We start from the raw sequence: 15,507 nt of genomic DNA on the forward strand, positions 1-15,507 counted from the left end.
TGAAATACAACAGGCTCACCCATTTGAAAATGTTAGAAAAACAGTAAAGCGCATTCTGTGGCCTGGAATGCCTTTTCGTCCAGAATAATTCACTGTAATTATGAAAAGCGTGAGCTCTGGTAAGGTGCAGCCCCATGAAAAATAACAACGGCTCAGGCATCGCTGATGACCATGGTGTTAAACGATTGCGCCTTGCGGCAACCAGGTTGAAATGTTAAAAGAAGCCCCTTCAATAAAAACGACACAGGGGAAGGGCGTGAAAAACGCGTCAACTGCATCTGACACCAGCGTGTCTGATGCCGCGTCGACGAATGAGCCGACGCTTCAGCGGGGGTTGCAAAACCGCCATATTCAGTTAATTGCGCTGGGCGGCGCAATTGGAACCGGCCTGTTTTTGGGCATTGGTCCGGCCATTCAGATGGCGGGGCCTGCGGTGTTACTGGGTTACGGCGTAGCCGGAATCATCGCTTTTTTGATTATGCGTCAACTGGGCGAAATGGTGGTGGAAGAACCCGTTTCCGGATCGTTTGCCCATTTTGCCTATAAATACTGGGGACCGTTTGCTGGCTTTTTGTCCGGTTGGAACTACTGGGTGATGTTTGTGCTGGTTGGCATGGCGGAGCTGACAGCGGCCGGAATCTACATGCAGTACTGGCTGCCCGATGTCCCCACCTGGATTTGGGCCGCCGCGTTTTTTGTGATCATCAACGCCGTCAATCTGGTTAACGTACGTCTGTATGGCGAAACGGAATTCTGGTTTGCGCTGATTAAAGTGCTGGCCATTATCGGCATGATTGGTTTTGGCATCTGGATGCTGTTTTCCGGTAACGGCGGGGAACATGCGAGCATCGATAATCTCTGGCGTTACAACGGCTTTTTTGCCACCGGCTGGAACGGATTGATCCTCTCGCTGGCGGTGATTATGTTCTCGTTTGGCGGGCTGGAATTGATAGGGATCACTGCCGCGGAAGCGCAGGATCCGCAGAAAAGTATCCCGAAAGCGGTAAATCAGGTGGTGTACCGTATTTTGCTGTTTTACATCGGTTCTCTGGTGGTGCTGTTGGCCTTGTACCCGTGGGTGGAAGTGAAATCAAACAGTAGCCCGTTCGTTATGATTTTCCATAATCTTGACAGTAACGTGGTGGCTTCTGCACTGAACTTTGTCATTCTGGTGGCTTCGCTGTCGGTCTATAACAGCGGTGTTTACTCGAACAGCCGCATGCTGTTTGGCTTGTCCGTGCAGGGAAATGCGCCGAAGTTTTTAACCCGCGTCAGTCGTCGTGGCGTTCCGGTGAACTCATTGATTCTGTCCGGCGCGATTACGTCACTGGTGGTGTTGATCAACTATGTGCTGCCGCAAAAAGCGTTCAGTCTGTTGATGGCGCTGGTTGTCGCGACGCTGCTACTAAACTGGATTATGATTTGTCTGGCGCATTTGCGATTCCGCGCGGCGATGCGCCGCAAAGGACGTGATACCCAGTTTAAAGCGCTGCTGTATCCGGCCGGAAACTATCTGTGCATTGCCTTCCTCGGCATGATTCTGGTGCTGATGTGCACCATGGATGATATGCGCTTGTCCGCTATTCTGCTGCCGATATGGATCCTGTTCCTGTTTGTTGCCTTCAAACTGCTGCGCCGTAAATCCCGCTAATATCTAACCGATCTCATCCTGGCGATGAGATCGGTTACCACTTCTCATTGCCGATTAACGCTGAAAAGCCCCTGACAATGCGCGAATATCATTTCCGGTAGGCGACTGATGAATGCGTAAGCCAAACTCTTCGATCACTGCGAATATATGGTCGAAGATATCAGCCTGAATACTTTCATATTCCAGCCAGACTACCGTATTGGTAAAAGCATAAATCTCGATCGGCAAACCATGATCGTCTGGCGCAAGCTGGCGTACCATTAACGTCATATCTTTGCGAATCCGCGGATGGTGACGTAAATATTCGTTCAGATAGGCGCGGAAAGTGCCAATATTGGTCATCCGGCGGTGATTCAATACGGATTCAGGCGCATCCAATAGCTGATTCCACTCGTCAATTTCCTGATGACGCGTGGTTAAATACGGCTTTAGCAGGTGTGCTTTATGCAGTCGCTGGCGTTCATCTTCGTCAAGAAAATGAATGCTGGTGGCATCAATGCTGATGCTGCGTTTAATGCGTCGCCCCCCGGAAGCAGACATCCCGCTCCAGTTTTTAAAAGAGTCCGATACCAGTGACCAGGTGGGGATAGTGGTGATGGTGTTATCCCAGTTGCGCACTTTCACCGTGGTCAAACCAATATCGATAACCGCGCCGTCTGCGCCGTATTTCGGCATTTCCAGCCAGTCGCCCAACTTCAACATATCGTTGGCTGAAAGCTGTATGCCGGCCACCAGGCCGAGGATGGGATCTTTAAACACCAGCATTAAGACGGCGGCCATCGCGCCCAGGCCGCTTATCAGTATTGCCGGGGACTGACCAATCAGCAGGGAAATCATCAAAATCCCAACGATAATTGCGCCGATCAGTTTGATTCCCTGGAATATACCTTTCAACGGTAGCTGAGATGCGGCTGGGAGTTTTTGCGACAGATTGAGAATAACGTCCAGCAGGGAGAACAGGGACAGCAGGGCGTACATCATGATCCACAGCTGAGCGCAGGTCACTAATATCTCTGCGGCTTCGCTGCCTTTTTGTAACCACAGCGCGGCCTGAATGTTGACAATGATACCCTGCAGGGTGAATGCCAGCCGGTGAAATAACTTGTTCTGCGTGATGATTTGTAGCCACAGACGGGAACTGGCGTTCGCACGCTTTTCAAATGCGCGCAGCACCACCCAGTGCAAAATAACGTGAACAATAATGGCGGTGAGAAAAATAATGCCAAAAATCATCACCAGCGAGGTGGTGTGGTTTATTTCAATGCCGAGTTCTTCTACCTGAGATATCAATTCCTGCATAATGTCTCCTTAATAAACAGCGGCCTATGATGACCGCTGTGGGGAGCTTATGCAAATTACGCTCGTCTTGCCTACGATTTTGCGGTGATGCTGGCGCACACCGGATTGATATTCAGCGTGCGGCGAAATAAAAAGGTAGTCAGTAACAGTACGGTCATCATTGTGGCTTCGACGGCTAAAAAGCCGATAACCGAGCGCGTGTAATCACCATGGTAATGTTGCTGCAGATGCAGGAACAGCGCCCCCAACACGGCGGGACCGAGTCCTAATGTTGCCTGCTGCAACGTACTCAGGATGGTGGTTCCGGCGCCCGCATCGTGCGTGGCGATATCGCGCATACCGATGCGATAAAAACTGTTCACAATCAGCGCCTGACCATAGCCGATAAACGCTGTCGCCGGAACGAGCGAAATGGCCGAGGTATGCATACCTGAATACCAGAAGGTCATCATTAAGCCCATCAAGCCAGCGATCTGAATAATCAACCCGGTGAGCAGAATACGTCCCGTGCTATAGCGGGCAATGAGTCGCGGTGCGTAACAGGCGGAGATAAAATAGGCTGCGCCAAGCGCAATAAAGCTATTGCCGGATTCCCAAGGCGCCATCCCCAGACCGGCCTGTAGCGTCAGCGCCATACAGAACATAAATCCTGACCAGGCGCTAAAAAACAGTAATGCGATCAGCACGCCGAACCGGATGCTGCTGAGTTTTAACAGGCGTGGCGGTAAGAGAGGATGTTGCCCGGTCTGTTCTTGTCGTAACGCATTGCTGCGCATCCACCATCCCAAAGGCAGGATGGCGACCAGAGCAAGCTGAGTCTGCCACGGCCAGCCGGTTTCCGGGCCTAATGCCATGGGAAACAACAAGCAGCAGAGAATCGCAGCCAGACTGCTGGTGCCCAGCCAGTCGATGCGGGTTCGGGTTTCTCGTGTGGTTTCCGGGACATAGCGTTGGCTGAACATCAGAACTAACAGACAGATCGGGACATTAATAAAAAAGGCGTTGCGCCAGCCCAGCCCTGCAATATCTGCCGAAACCAGCCAGCCTCCGCCCATCTGGCCGACAATAAACGCGATGCCGCCAATTCCTCCATACAAACTGATGGCCCGCGCATGTGCAGGACCTTTCAGCGTGACGTGCAGGGTGGCAAGGATCTGCGGCACGATTAGCGCCGCGCCCGCACCTTGTAGAACGCGGGCAGCCAGTAACATATGAATGGAATTCGCCATCCCGCATAAAAGAGAGGCGATGCCAAACAGCACGACGCCTGTCATAAACAGGCGGCGGCGACCATAGTTATCACCGAGTTTGCTGCCCAGCGCCAGACAAACGGCGAAAGTCACCCCGTACAAAGCGACAATCAGCTCCAGCTGTGTGGTGGTGGCCTGAAGCGACTGGGTAATGGAATCCAGAGCGACATTGGTAATTGATGTATCAATGAGCGGGAGCATTTGGCCTGTCAATAACAGGAGCAACCCTATGCGGCCGGGTGAAACAGTTGATGTACTCATAGTAACTCCATTGCATCATTTTGCAGATGGACGTAGCATCACTGAAAAATTAAACGGGTACCAGTTCCTGGTTATACTGGTATTGGTACTACTATGCTGGAGAGTCCATGTTGGTAATAGCGCAACAGGAATCCGCGGTTATTCTCCCTGATGACAGCCGCAAGCAGCTTGGCGCGTTTTTACGTGCGCGACGGGAAAGCCTCGATCCGCAGCGTCTGGGTCTGCCGCGCATTGGGCGGCGAAGAACGCCCGGTCTGCGCCGCGAAGAAGTCGCGATGTTGGCTAACGTTGGCGTCACCTGGTATACCTGGCTGGAGCAGGGGCGAGAGGTCAATCCGTCGCAAGCGGTCTTGCTGAATGTGGCGAGCGCGCTGCAATGCAGTCCGCTGGAAACCCGCCACCTGTTTGTACTGGCCGGATTGACGCCACCGGAATCCACGCCAGTGATGGTGTGTGAAGGGATTGCGCCAGGCACCCGAAAGATGCTCGACAGCCTGATGCCGCAGCCCGCCAGTATTCAGAAACCCAGTTTTGACATCGTGGCCTGGAACGACAGTTTTTGCCGGTTGATGGGCGTTGATTTCTCCACGCTCCCGAGCGAAGACCGCAACTGTATTTACCTCTATCTCACGAATGAAACCTGGCGTAGCCGGATAGAAAACTGCGATGTATTACCGACGTTTGTTTCTTATTTCCGTGCGGCAATGGCGGAACATCGCAGCGATCCTGTTTGGGAAAATAAACTGGCGCGCTTTTTTGCCGCATCGTCTGAGTTTGAAGCATTATGGCATCAGCGTTATGACGTTCGCGGTGTGGAAAATCAGGTCAAAAACTTTGTTCATCCGCAGTTAGGGCGTTTTAGCTTGCAGCAAATGTACTGGTATTCCGCCCCGCGTAACGGTTCGCGGCTGCTGGTTTATTTACCGATGGATGAAGCGGGGGAGCAGGCTCTGGCGTGGCTGAATCAGTAGTGATACGCCCGATGACGGCGACACGCATCGGGCATAACGGCAAAAATCAGACTTCAGTCAGCGTTGTTTCCAACGGCAGACGAGATTTCGGCAGCGCGGCGTTGAAATCCTCTACGCTGTGATGACCTACCGGGACCACGACTACGCTGGTGAAACCTTTTTCTTTCAGGCCAAACTCTGCGTCGAGAACGGCAGCATCAAAGCCTTCGATTGGCACCGCGTCCAGCCCCATCGCCGCAACGCCCAGCAGGAAGTTACCGACGTTCAGGTACACGTGTTTCGCCATCCAGTGGTTGTCATCTTTGAGATCTTTGCGGTGCAGGTCGGCAAAGAAAGTACGGCCTTTGTGGTTAGCGGCTTTGGCTTCCGGGGTAGCGAAACGGCCATCGCGCTCTTCTTGATCGACGACGCGCTCCAGCCATGCATCGTCCATCGCCGTTTTGGCGCAGAACACCACAACGTGGGATGCATCCAGCATTTTACGCTCGTTGAATACAAAGCCGCCGGCTGCGGATTTCGCCACGCGCGCTTTACCTTCGTCAGTGCTGGCAACGATAAAGTGCCACGGCTGAGAGTTGGTGCTGGACGGGCTAAACTGCAGCAGCGTTTTTAATTTTTCGGCCTGCTCAGCGGTCAGTTTTTTATTCGGATCGAATGCCTTAGTGGAGTAACGTTTTAAGGCGACAGAAACAATATCCATAACTACTCCTGGTGGTTTTCCTACCCTGCGGGTGCGTTTAGTTTCAGCAGGGTACAGGGTTAGCGAGAAAATGATAAGAGCGAAAAATGCAAAAACACTTATCGACGCTAACGATAAATCAGCCTGGCCGCAGGCGTTGCTGATCGCGCTTAGGCAAACCATCCACCACCCGGTGCCATGAGTCGCTCACCAGGTCCGTCAGCAATGACTCGGTAATGTCGTCGCCTGGATAGACTGAGATCCAGTGCTTTTTATTCATGTGATAACCGGGTTCAATACTGGGGTAGATCTGCTGATTTAACAGTGATTTTTGCGGATCGGATTTCAGGTTAACCAACGGGCGTCCGTGATGTTCAAAGACCAGCATGAAAATCTTGCCGCCGACCTTGAACACGTCGTATTCCGGGCCAAAAGGCCAGCAGTGCTCAGTAAAAGGCAGTTCAAGCGCAAGGCGCTTCGCGCAGACATGCAGTGTCTTTCCATCCATTATTTTTCCTCGCGGGTCAGGGCGCGCCACATGGCTTCAAACCCCAACGAAATGTATTCAGTCGCGCGGGCAGGGTTGCGGGCAGCGAATTCCATGGTTGTTTCTGCAAGTGTCAAAAAAAGCCCGTCGCCGAAGGCGCGATACTCGTCCGACATAAATTCAGGGCGCACGGAGCGATGACAAAGATCGCGCAGTTCCGGAAACATATCGTCAGCCTGCTGTTCAGTTTCTTTGCTGATTTTCTCGCTGACGGCCAACTGACGAATGGTGCGATGTCCGCAGGTATGATTCAGACCCCAGCTAATGTAGCTGTTCCAGATGTAGTGAGTCATGGTTTTGGCATCGGTCACTGAACGGTCCAGATTAGCCATCATCGACTGGCAGAGATCGTGTTTTAAAAAGAGGTAAAGCTCGTTGATCAGATCATCTTTGGTCGCGAAATAGCGAAACAACGTTCCCTCCGCAACCCCTGCATTGCGCGCGATTACGGCGGTTGAGGCCGCAATACCTGATTGTGCAAATGCTGTGGTTGCAGCTTCCAGTAATGCCAGTTTTTTGTCTTCACTCTTCGGACGAGCCACTACACTTTACCCTTAAGTCTGTAAAAAACATGATTGAATCACGGCCTTTGCAGCACCGCAACGGAGAATGTCAAAGATTGAAAATCATCTTGACGGCGAACTTTCGATTTCTATAATGAGTGCTTACTCACTCATAATCAAGAGTCAGTCGCGCAAACCAGCGGAAAGGAGGCGCGTTTAAGGTCAGGATATGAAGCGTCTCACAGTTTGTGTGGTTGTTATTATGCTTATTGCCGCTGCTACAAGTTTACCGTTTGTACTCAATGCCGGATTTGGCCAGGCGCCGCAAGGGGCACAACTGAGTCAGGTTGAACAGTCGCCACACTATCGTGATGGACAGTTTCATAACCAGGTGCCAACACCGGGCTATACCGGTAACAAAGGTATGCTGGCGGCCTGGTGGGAGTTTCTGGTCGCTAAGCGTGAAAATGCGCGGCCAGCGCAGCCGTTACCCCTGGTGGCGAGCGATCTCGCCGGGTTACCGCCGCAGCAGGATACTCTGGTCTGGCTGGGCCACTCCTCATGGTATTTGCAACTGGCGGGTCAACGCATCCTGATTGATCCGGTGTTCAGCAACTATGCCGCGCCGTTTTCATTTCTGAACAAAGCCTTTGCCGGGGATTATCCATGGACCGCGCAGACGATGCCGGAGATCGATCTGCTCATCATCTCGCACGATCATTATGACCATCTGGATCTCGCCACCATCAAGGCGTTAATGCCGAAGATTAAACGGGTGATTACGCCGCTGGGTGTGGGGTCGCATCTGCGTTATTGGGGAATGCGCAGCGAGATAATCGACGAACGTGACTGGAATCAGTCCGTCAGAGTGACGGATTCACTGATTGTTCATGTTCTGCCAGCCCGCCATTTTTCGGGGCGAGGCATTAAGCGTAATCAGACGCTGTGGGCCAGCTTTATGTTTGAAATGCCGGGGCAGAACGTTTATTACAGCGGGGATTCCGGCTACGGGCCGCATTTTAAAGCCATTGGCGAGCAGTTTGGCGCGGTTGATTTGGCGATTATGGAGAACGGTCAGTATGACCAGGACTGGAAGTTTATTCACATGATGCCGGAAGAGACGGCTCAGGCCGCGGCGGATCTGCATGCGAAAGCCGTTTTGCCCGGTCACGCAGGTCGTTTTGTTCTGGCGAAACATACCTGGGATGATCCGTACAAACGACTGGCGCTTGCCAGCCGCCAACAAGATTACCGACTGCTGACGCCGATGCTGGGTGAACCGGTCATACTGTCCGAACCGGACCAAACGTTTACGGCCTGGTGGCAGCAGGCGAATCATGAACACAGGGGAGAGCATGATGACGATTTCTGCTCAGGTAATTGATACGATTGTTGAATGGATTGATGATAATTTGAATCAACCATTGCGCATTGATGATATTGCCCGCCATGCGGGTTATTCAAAATGGCACCTACAGCGTCTTTTTATGCAGTACAAAGGCGAGAGCCTGGGGCGTTACATCCGTGAGCGTAAACTGCTGCTGGCGGCGCGCGATCTGCGCGATACCGATCAGAAAGTGTACGACATCTGTTTGAAGTACGGATTCGATTCACAGCAGACTTTTACGCGTATTTTCACCCGTACGTTTAGTCAACCGCCGGGCGCTTATCGCAAAGAAAATCATAGCCGAACGCATTAACGGTACCGGGTTCTCGCGGGTTTAATCCGCCAGCGAGAACCAGCGCCGCCAAATGTAGCGCAGCACAAAATACTCAATCACCCCCAGTAGTAAAAACCACAGGCAAAACAGCAACGTGTAAAACTGGTTGAGATCCATCAGATGAAAAGTGGCAACGAGTTTTTGCGCCAGCACCAGGCCAAGTGAAGGGGCAGGTAAGAGCAGGCAGGACAGAAAAGCCAGCAGCAGGATCCCAGCGGCGGTCATCAGCGATTCAAGCGGGTGTTTCATGGTATTGTTAAACTTGAGTTAAAATACCATTGTCCGGGATCTCAGCGGGCAACGCAAACCCCACGCCTAAAGCCCTGCCCAAATCTCACAGTGTTTTTTCACCAGACCACTCAACGATCCGCCTTCCGCCACGAAATCACGCATATTCTGTGCTTCATCATGACCATGTTTAACCTGCAGGCGTAAGGCTTCAATCGCGCTGGTCGCCCCCACTTTGTCCGCAGAGGCGGCGATATTCTCCAGCAGTCGTAGCGTGTCATCCGCCAGGCGATGCCCATCGCCCGTATTCACGTCGGTGACAATCCCCGCCATACCAAAACGGCAGGCCTGAAAACGGTTGAATTTATACAGTAAATAATCACGCTCCTGGTGTTTGAAGGGACGTTTGGTGAGTAGCCAGTGGGCGGTGGACTGAATCAGTCCCGCCATATTGACCGCGTGTTTAAGGGTCAACGGAGTGTCCATTACCCGAACCTCAACCGTACCGAAGTGCGGGCTGGGGCGGATATCCCAGTGCAAATCTTTAATGCTATCAATCATGCTGGTGTAAGCCAGCCGGCGAAATAGTCCCGTAAATTCCTGCCAGTTATTCACCCATGGCATCGGACCGTTATCGGGAAAGCCGGAGAATATATTCAGGCGCGCGCAGGCAAATTGCGTGTCGGATGTCTGCATGTAAGGCGAGGCGGCAGAGAGCGCAATAAAATGAGGAACAAATCGCGACAGCCCGTGCAGGAGGTAAATTGCATCATCACCGTTGGCGCAGCCAACATGGACGTGCTGACCGAAAACGGTCGCCTGCTGAATAAGATAACCAAAATTTTCCAGGTTACGTCGATAGCGTTCGTCATCGCAGACTTCCTGACGTTGCCATTTTTGAAATGGGTGCGTACCACCGCCGCAGATGGCGAGGTGATGCTCTGCCGCAACTCGCATGATTATCTGCTGCATGGCCGACAATTCAGCATCAGCCTGGTCGATATTGCGACAAACCCCGGTTGCCATCTCCAGCATACTTTCGGTGATATCGTGCTTCACTTCCCCGGCGGTAAGCTGTGGCTTAATGGCGTCAATCAGCCGGGAAGAATCCTGGCTCAGGTCGTAACCTGGGGGATTAACCACCTGCATTTCCAGTTCAATGCCTAGCGTAAAAGGGTCGGAAACATGAAAATCGGGTAGTGACATAGGGTTCTCTTCAGCGTTGATTTTAATTAAGTATAGAAGGACTGCTGGTTTTCTGTTTTGCGTAAGAAATCACCGGGTGACGCTTTGAAGGTGAAATGGCAGGTGCTATAACTATTTTTTGCTTCGCAACAGGGGTTGAATCCGTGCCGGAAATAAATCTTTATGGTCAGACCGTCGGCGATGTTGTGCCGGACTGGAAGGGGGCCGCCGTGCTGCCACGGGAAGAGCTTGTTGGACAGTATTGCCGTTTGGTTCCTCTGGATGCCGACAGCCATGCCGCCGACCTGTTTGATGCCTATGCGCAGGCACCCGACGATCGCGACTGGACCTGGCTTGCAAGCTCCCGCCCAACGAGCGTTGAAGCCGCGGCTTGCTGGATCGCGGCAAAATCCACTGACGCCTCCCTGGTTCCCTATGCGGTAATTGAACAGCGTTCCGGGCGTGCCGTTGGCCTGGTGTGCTTTATGGCGATCGAACGGGAGCATGGCTCGGTCGAAATTGGTCATGTGACCTGGTCGCCGCGCATGAAAAATACGGTACTCGGCACCGAAAGCGTCTGGCTGCTGCTGCGTCAGGCGTTTGCGTCAGGCTATCGGCGCGTGGAGTGGAAATGCGATTCGTTGAACACGGCGTCGCGACGGGCGGCAGAGCGTCTGGGGTTTATCTTCGAAGGGCGTTTTCGCCAGAAGATCGTGCGTAAGGGGCGCAACCGCGACAGCGACTGGTTATCAATGATTGACAGCGAATGGCCGCAGCGCGATGCCGCATTGCAGCGTTGGCTGGCTGCCGACAACTTTGATGAACATGGGCGGCAACGAAAAACATTGGCGGCATGTCGTGGCGAGTAAATAAACGCCCGCAGTTAAAAACGCTGCGGGCGACTGACTGTTTACCAGCAGATGAATCCACCGTCGACAACCAGGTCTACACCAGTGCAAAATGAGGCCGCATCGCTGGCAAGAAATAGTGCCGGACCGGCCATCTCTTCTACTTTCGCCATGCGCTGAATCGGCGTCTGGCTTTCAAACTCTCGCGTCTGATGAACCATCTCCGGGCGAGTGTTCATCGGTGTGGCAGTATATCCCGGGCTGATGGAGTTCACGCGGATCCCTTTTTCAATCCACTCCATCGCCAGACTTTTTGAAAGATGAATCACCCCCGCTTTAGCGCTATTGTAATGAGCCTGTTCGAGGCCACGGTTGACAATAATCCCGGACATGGAGGCGATGTTAATAATCGAGCCGCCGCCGGACTCCAGCATCAGCTCCGCCTCAGCTTTACAGGAGTTCCACACGCCGGTGAGGTTAATATCGATAACGCGTTGCCACTGCTCGCTTTCCATTTCCAGCGCCGGGTTGGCGTTGGCAATGCCTGCGGCGTTCACCGCGATATCCAGGCGACCAAAACGTTCCTTCGCCAGGGCTACGGCGGCGCGCAAGTCGCTAAGCTGACGGACATCACCCGTATAGAGTGCCGCCAGGCCGCCGATCGTCGCGATATTATTAACGGTCTCTTTTAGACCACCGTCTTCGCGCAGATCAAAGCACACCACGCGCGCGCCAGCGCTGGCAAGCGCGTATGCGATGGTCTGTCCAATGCCGCTGCCCGCACCAGTGACAAAAGCGACACGTCCCTCAAGGTTAAACAGTTGCTGAGCAAAATCTTTTGCGATCATAGTGATGACTCTCTTCGCGAACACCCTGCGGGTGTTATGACATAATCAGGCCGCCATCGATGTTGATGGTTTGTCCGGTAAGGTAACGCGCATCGTCAGATGCAAGGAAAGCGACCAGCCCGGCGACATCCTCAGGTTTACCCGCGCGTTTCATTGGGATGCCTTTAACCCATTCAGCCATCAGCTCACCCTTGCCATAGCGTTTATCCTCAGTGCTGAGGATCTCACCCCATACGCGGTCGTTGTAATCCCACATTTCGCTTTCGATAATCCCCGGGCAGAAGGCGTTGACGGTGATATTCCATGGAGCCAGCTCATGCGCCAGGCTTTGCGTGATACCAATTACGCCCATCTTGCTGGCGGCGTAATGTGGGGTATAGATGAAACCCTGGCGACCCTGACCCGAGGAGGTATTAATCAGACAGCCATGTTGTTGTTTAACCATATATTTCGCCGCTTCCCGGCAGCAGAGCCACACGCCGGTGGTATTTACAGCGAGGACTTTTTCGAAATCAGCTTTCGGCATACGGTCGAAATAGTCGATAGTGATGACGCCCGCATTCTGAACGGAAACATCAATGGTGCCAAAGCGTGCTGCGGCCTGCTCGTACAGAGATTGCACCTTTAGCTCATCGGTCACATCCACCTGTAATGACAAAATATCTGCCTGATAGCGCTGACGAAGTTGCTCCGCCGTTTCGTGGACGCGCTCGGCATTAGACACCATCACCAGATTTGCGCCGTCGCGGGCGAAACGTTCGGCGATACCTGCGCCAATCCCACGACAAGCACCGGTGATAACAATCGTCTTACCATGAAAATCACGTTGCATATTTTTATCCCCTGTATAGGCCGGACAAAGCATGCCCGGCGGAATGTTGCTGCTTAACTGGATACGGTATTTACTGAGGGTGCTGCCGCCAACTTTTCTTCATGGCGACGCATCAGAATGACTTTGTTCTGCAGCTTTTGCTGGAACTGATCGACGATCACCGCGGTGACGATAACTACTCCTTTGATGACCATTTGCCAGAAGTCGCTGACGCCCATCATCACCATGCCATCAGCGAGGAAGACAATGACGAAAGCACCGATAATGGAGCCGGAGACGCGTCCGCGCCCGCCTGCCAGCGCGGTTCCGCCCAGCACGGTTGCGCCGATGGCATCCATCTCAAACATATTGCCGGTCATCGGGTGGGCGGTTTGCAGTTGCGAGGCGACAATCAGCCCAACAAAGGCGGCACACAGCCCGGAAAAGGCGTACACAAAGATTTTCGCTTTTACGATAGGCACCCCGGCCAGGCGTGCGGCGGATTCGTTGCCTCCAATCGCGTAGATATAGCGGCCAAGCGGCGTTTTGGTAGTTACCCAGTAGCCCAGCAACAGGAAAGCGATCATCAACCAGATGGGCAGATAAATCCCCAATAGCGTGCCTGAACCCAACGTGGCAAAACCGGTATTGCCGAGAGCATCCATGCCGTTGAGATTTGGATAAGTGCTGCCGTCGTTAAACAGAAGAGCAGATCCCCTGGCAACGTACATCATGCCGAGCGTACAGATAAACGGCGCCACTCCGAAACGCGTGATGACGGCGCCGTTAATGAAACCAACGATAATCCCGAAGACGGCGACACAGAGAATCACCTCTGGCACGTTGAAGAAGATGATGTTCCCGCCCCAGATGGGCAGACCATTGGTGAGCAAGGCGCCCGCAACCATACCGCAGATACCCGCCACCGCGCCGACGGATAGATCGATGCCGCCCGTCAGTATCACCAGCGTCATACCAATTGCCAGTAACCCCGTTATGGCGACGTGTTGAGTCATGATCAGCAGGTTAGATGTGGTCAGGAAATTCGGTACCATCACGCTGAAGAATGCGATCACCAGCAGCAGCGCGATAAACGTTCTGGCCTTCAGCAGGTACATATAAATCATATATTTCTGGTTCATGATGGATTCCAGCCTGATTAATCTTGAGGTGTAGAAGCCGCGATTAACGTCTCGCGGGTGACTGCATGGCGGGGAACATCGGCGGTGATTCGGCCATCGGCCATTACCAGAATGCGGTCCGCCAGCGCCATCACTTCGTCCAGCTCTGATGAAGAGAACATCACAGCCAATCCTTGCTGCGCCATTTTGCCGATAAGGTGATACACATCGGTTTTGGCTCCTACATCAATGCCTCGGGTGGGTTCATTCAGGAAGACCACCTGCGGTTGCGTCATTAATGCTTTACCCAGCACCACTTTTTGCTGATTACCACCGCTTAAGGAGGTGATAGGCAATTCGGGATCGCTCACTTTGATGGCCAGTTGCTGGATCATCGCCTTCACACTGGCCTGCTCTTTATGCGGGTTTAGCCATTTCCAGGCCCGACGAAAGCCTTGCAGGCTGAAATCAGACAGCGTCATGTTGGACTGAATCGACATCATCTGCACAACGCCTTCGCCCTGTCTGTCTTCCGGCACCAGCGCCAGCCCTTTTTTGAGGCGTGACTGAAAATGGGCTTTATCAATGCATTCGCCATTGAGCTGTACGCTGCCGCTCTGACAGGGCATGAGTCCGACCAGACCTTTGAACAATTCCGTCCGTCCTGCTCCCAGCAGGCCATAAATCCCGATGACTTCACCTTTGCTGAGACTAAACGTCACATCATTTAGCTTATAACCGCCGCTTGGGTGAAGCGCGGTAAGTCCCTGTACGGCTAGCACCGTTTCACCTTGTGGGGCGGGTTGATAATCAAAATGTTTTTTCTTGTCACCTACCATCTGTTCAATGATCCACGGAATACTGGCATCATTCACCGGGCGTTCACTGATAAAACGGCCATCGCGGAAAATCGTAATGTAATCACCAATTTCCATCAGCTCTTCCAGACGGTGAGATATATAGATGATGGTGACGCCGCGCCGTTTGAGTTGCTCTATTACGTTAAACAGCACCTTGACTTCGGACTGACTAAGCGCGGAAGTGGGTTCATCCATAATCAAAACGCGGGTATCTTTGGAAAGTGCGCGGGCAATCTCGACCAGTTGCTGATGGCCGATCCCAAGCTCTTCCAACGGTGTATACGGATCAACGTCCAGCTCCAGCCTTTCCAGCAAAGATTTCGCCAGTGCGTATTGATATTTTTCGTTGATTTTCCCTTTCTGAAAGAATTCGTTAGCCATGAAAATGTTATCCATGACATTCATATTTGGGAATAAATTCAACTCCTGAAAAATAATGCTGATACCCAGTTTTTCGGCCTGATGAGTCGAATTTAATACGACTGGCGTACCATCCAGAATAATTTTTCCGGAAGAGGGGCTTTCGACACCAGCAAGCATTTTCATCATGGTGGACTTACCCGCACCATTTTCTCCGATCAGTACGTTTACTTTATTCCGATAAACCCGGTAGTTGACGTTATCTAATGCTACTACGCCAGGATAGATACGTGATAAATCGTGGGTTTCGATAATAACTTCAGATTCGACGGATTGAGGAGCGACGATATCTTGCTGCTGCATG

Annotated in this window: 16 protein-coding genes; 5 read left to right on the forward strand and 11 right to left on the reverse strand. The window is 52.6% G+C overall.

Going from position 1 to position 15,507, the window contains the following annotated elements; genetic code table 11:
- The first annotated feature begins 256 nt into the window (after positions 1 to 256).
- Positions 257 to 1,651 (forward strand): phenylalanine transporter, encoded by a 1,395-nt coding sequence (gene pheP / locus OOJ59_RS01970; RefSeq protein ID WP_038638573.1) that lies wholly within the window; start codon positions 257 to 259, stop codon positions 1,649 to 1,651.
- 54 nt (positions 1,652 to 1,705) lie between these two features.
- Here pheP and OOJ59_RS01975 read toward each other — a convergent pair whose 3' ends face one another.
- Both OOJ59_RS01975 and OOJ59_RS01980 read right to left on the reverse strand, forming a co-directional pair.
- Positions 1,706 to 2,950 carry a mechanosensitive ion channel family protein gene (locus OOJ59_RS01975; protein WP_069323117.1) on the reverse strand — a complete coding sequence of 415 codons (1,245 nt, stop codon included), beginning with the start codon at positions 2,948 to 2,950 and terminating at the stop codon, positions 1,706 to 1,708.
- A gap of 71 nt (positions 2,951 to 3,021) precedes the next feature.
- On the reverse strand, positions 3,022 to 4,461 hold the full coding sequence (locus tag OOJ59_RS01980) for an MFS transporter (protein WP_085047568.1): 1,440 nt from the start codon (positions 4,459 to 4,461) through the stop codon (positions 3,022 to 3,024).
- Positions 4,462 to 4,568: 107 nt separating this feature from the next.
- On the opposite strand from OOJ59_RS01980, the gene OOJ59_RS01985 reads away from it, so the two are divergent.
- On the forward strand, positions 4,569 to 5,432 hold the full coding sequence (locus tag OOJ59_RS01985; RefSeq protein WP_160955736.1) for a helix-turn-helix transcriptional regulator: 864 nt from the start codon (positions 4,569 to 4,571) through the stop codon (positions 5,430 to 5,432).
- A 46-nt stretch (positions 5,433 to 5,478) separates the two neighbouring features.
- Here OOJ59_RS01985 and nfsB read toward each other — a convergent pair whose 3' ends face one another.
- From nfsB to OOJ59_RS02000, 3 genes are all read right to left on the reverse strand, one after another.
- Positions 5,479 to 6,132 (reverse strand): oxygen-insensitive NAD(P)H nitroreductase, encoded by a 654-nt coding sequence (nfsB, locus tag OOJ59_RS01990; RefSeq protein ID WP_268063325.1) that lies wholly within the window; start codon positions 6,130 to 6,132, stop codon positions 5,479 to 5,481.
- A gap of 118 nt (positions 6,133 to 6,250) precedes the next feature.
- Positions 6,251 to 6,619 carry an MmcQ/YjbR family DNA-binding protein gene (locus tag OOJ59_RS01995; protein WP_038638590.1) on the reverse strand — a complete coding sequence of 123 codons (369 nt, stop codon included), beginning with the start codon at positions 6,617 to 6,619 and terminating at the stop codon, positions 6,251 to 6,253.
- Positions 6,619 to 7,200 carry a TetR/AcrR family transcriptional regulator gene (locus tag OOJ59_RS02000; protein ID WP_069323121.1) on the reverse strand — a complete coding sequence of 194 codons (582 nt, stop codon included), beginning with the start codon at positions 7,198 to 7,200 and terminating at the stop codon, positions 6,619 to 6,621. The genes OOJ59_RS01995 and OOJ59_RS02000 overlap by 1 nt, the downstream gene beginning before the upstream one ends.
- Positions 7,201 to 7,390: 190 nt before the next feature.
- Between OOJ59_RS02000 and OOJ59_RS02005 the strand changes: the two genes are divergently transcribed.
- Both OOJ59_RS02005 and OOJ59_RS02010 read left to right on the forward strand, forming a co-directional pair.
- Complete coding sequence (locus OOJ59_RS02005) at positions 7,391 to 8,545, forward strand: MBL fold metallo-hydrolase (protein ID WP_160956280.1); 1,155 nt, start codon at positions 7,391 to 7,393, stop codon at positions 8,543 to 8,545.
- Complete coding sequence (locus tag OOJ59_RS02010; protein WP_003021996.1) at positions 8,520 to 8,861, forward strand: RamA family antibiotic efflux transcriptional regulator; 342 nt, start codon at positions 8,520 to 8,522, stop codon at positions 8,859 to 8,861. The genes OOJ59_RS02005 and OOJ59_RS02010 overlap by 26 nt, the downstream gene beginning before the upstream one ends.
- Positions 8,862 to 8,882: 21 nt before the next feature.
- On the opposite strand, the gene OOJ59_RS02015 is transcribed toward OOJ59_RS02010, so the two are convergent.
- Together OOJ59_RS02015 and OOJ59_RS02020 are read right to left on the reverse strand one after the other, a co-directional pair.
- Complete coding sequence (locus tag OOJ59_RS02015; RefSeq protein ID WP_069323123.1) at positions 8,883 to 9,131, reverse strand: DUF1158 domain-containing protein; 249 nt, start codon at positions 9,129 to 9,131, stop codon at positions 8,883 to 8,885.
- A gap of 66 nt (positions 9,132 to 9,197) precedes the next feature.
- Positions 9,198 to 10,316, reverse strand: coding sequence for a YbdK family carboxylate-amine ligase (locus tag OOJ59_RS02020; protein ID WP_160956279.1), 1,119 nt, complete (start codon positions 10,314 to 10,316; stop codon positions 9,198 to 9,200).
- Positions 10,317 to 10,459: 143 nt separating this feature from the next.
- Here OOJ59_RS02020 and OOJ59_RS02025 point away from each other — a divergent pair, with 143 nt between their 5' ends.
- On the forward strand, positions 10,460 to 11,164 hold the full coding sequence (locus OOJ59_RS02025) for a GNAT family N-acetyltransferase (RefSeq protein WP_085047563.1): 705 nt from the start codon (positions 10,460 to 10,462) through the stop codon (positions 11,162 to 11,164).
- 41 nt (positions 11,165 to 11,205) lie between these two features.
- Here OOJ59_RS02025 and OOJ59_RS02030 read toward each other — a convergent pair whose 3' ends face one another.
- From OOJ59_RS02030 to OOJ59_RS02045, 4 genes are read right to left on the reverse strand one after another with little or no spacing between them, the layout of a single operon-like run.
- On the reverse strand, positions 11,206 to 11,991 hold the full coding sequence (locus OOJ59_RS02030; RefSeq protein WP_137346960.1) for an SDR family oxidoreductase: 786 nt from the start codon (positions 11,989 to 11,991) through the stop codon (positions 11,206 to 11,208).
- A 34-nt stretch (positions 11,992 to 12,025) separates the two neighbouring features.
- Complete coding sequence (locus OOJ59_RS02035) at positions 12,026 to 12,823, reverse strand: SDR family oxidoreductase (RefSeq protein ID WP_085047561.1); 798 nt, start codon at positions 12,821 to 12,823, stop codon at positions 12,026 to 12,028.
- Positions 12,824 to 12,876: 53 nt separating this feature from the next.
- A complete protein-coding gene (locus OOJ59_RS02040) occupies positions 12,877 to 13,944 on the reverse strand; it encodes an ABC transporter permease (protein ID WP_085047560.1) in 1,068 nt (355 codons plus the stop codon).
- Positions 13,945 to 13,961: 17 nt separating this feature from the next.
- On the reverse strand, positions 13,962 to 15,506 hold the full coding sequence (locus OOJ59_RS02045; protein WP_160956278.1) for a sugar ABC transporter ATP-binding protein: 1,545 nt from the start codon (positions 15,504 to 15,506) through the stop codon (positions 13,962 to 13,964).
- Between the last annotated feature and the right edge of the window lies 1 nt (position 15,507).

The sequence above is a fragment of the Citrobacter sp. W9 genome (genome assembly GCF_026719375.1).
GTDB classification, from domain to species: Bacteria; Pseudomonadota; Gammaproteobacteria; order Enterobacterales; family Enterobacteriaceae; genus Citrobacter; species Citrobacter werkmanii.

Coding starts and splice junctions, on each gene's coding strand:
- OOJ59_RS01975 (WP_069323117.1), bottom strand. CDS start 2,950: ATGCAGGAATTGATATCTCAGGTAGAAGAACTCGGCATTGAAATAAAC.
- OOJ59_RS01980 (WP_085047568.1), bottom strand. CDS start 4,461: ATGAGTACATCAACTGTTTCACCCGGCCGCATAGGGTTGCTCCTGTTA.
- OOJ59_RS01985 (WP_160955736.1), top strand. CDS start 4,569: ATGTTGGTAATAGCGCAACAGGAATCCGCGGTTATTCTCCCTGATGAC.
- nfsB (WP_268063325.1), bottom strand. CDS start 6,132: ATGGATATTGTTTCTGTCGCCTTAAAACGTTACTCCACTAAGGCATTC.
- OOJ59_RS01995 (WP_038638590.1), bottom strand. CDS start 6,619: ATGGATGGAAAGACACTGCATGTCTGCGCGAAGCGCCTTGCGCTTGAA.
- OOJ59_RS02005 (WP_160956280.1), top strand. CDS start 7,391: ATGAAGCGTCTCACAGTTTGTGTGGTTGTTATTATGCTTATTGCCGCT.
- OOJ59_RS02010 (WP_003021996.1), top strand. CDS start 8,520: ATGACGATTTCTGCTCAGGTAATTGATACGATTGTTGAATGGATTGAT.
- OOJ59_RS02015 (WP_069323123.1), bottom strand. CDS start 9,131: ATGAAACACCCGCTTGAATCGCTGATGACCGCCGCTGGGATCCTGCTG.
- OOJ59_RS02020 (WP_160956279.1), bottom strand. CDS start 10,316: ATGTCACTACCCGATTTTCATGTTTCCGACCCTTTTACGCTAGGCATT.
- OOJ59_RS02030 (WP_137346960.1), bottom strand. CDS start 11,991: ATGATCGCAAAAGATTTTGCTCAGCAACTGTTTAACCTTGAGGGACGT.
- OOJ59_RS02035 (WP_085047561.1), bottom strand. CDS start 12,823: ATGCAACGTGATTTTCATGGTAAGACGATTGTTATCACCGGTGCTTGT.
- OOJ59_RS02040 (WP_085047560.1), bottom strand. CDS start 13,944: ATGAACCAGAAATATATGATTTATATGTACCTGCTGAAGGCCAGAACG.
- OOJ59_RS02045 (WP_160956278.1), bottom strand. CDS start 15,506: ATGCAGCAGCAAGATATCGTCGCTCCTCAATCCGTCGAATCTGAAGTT.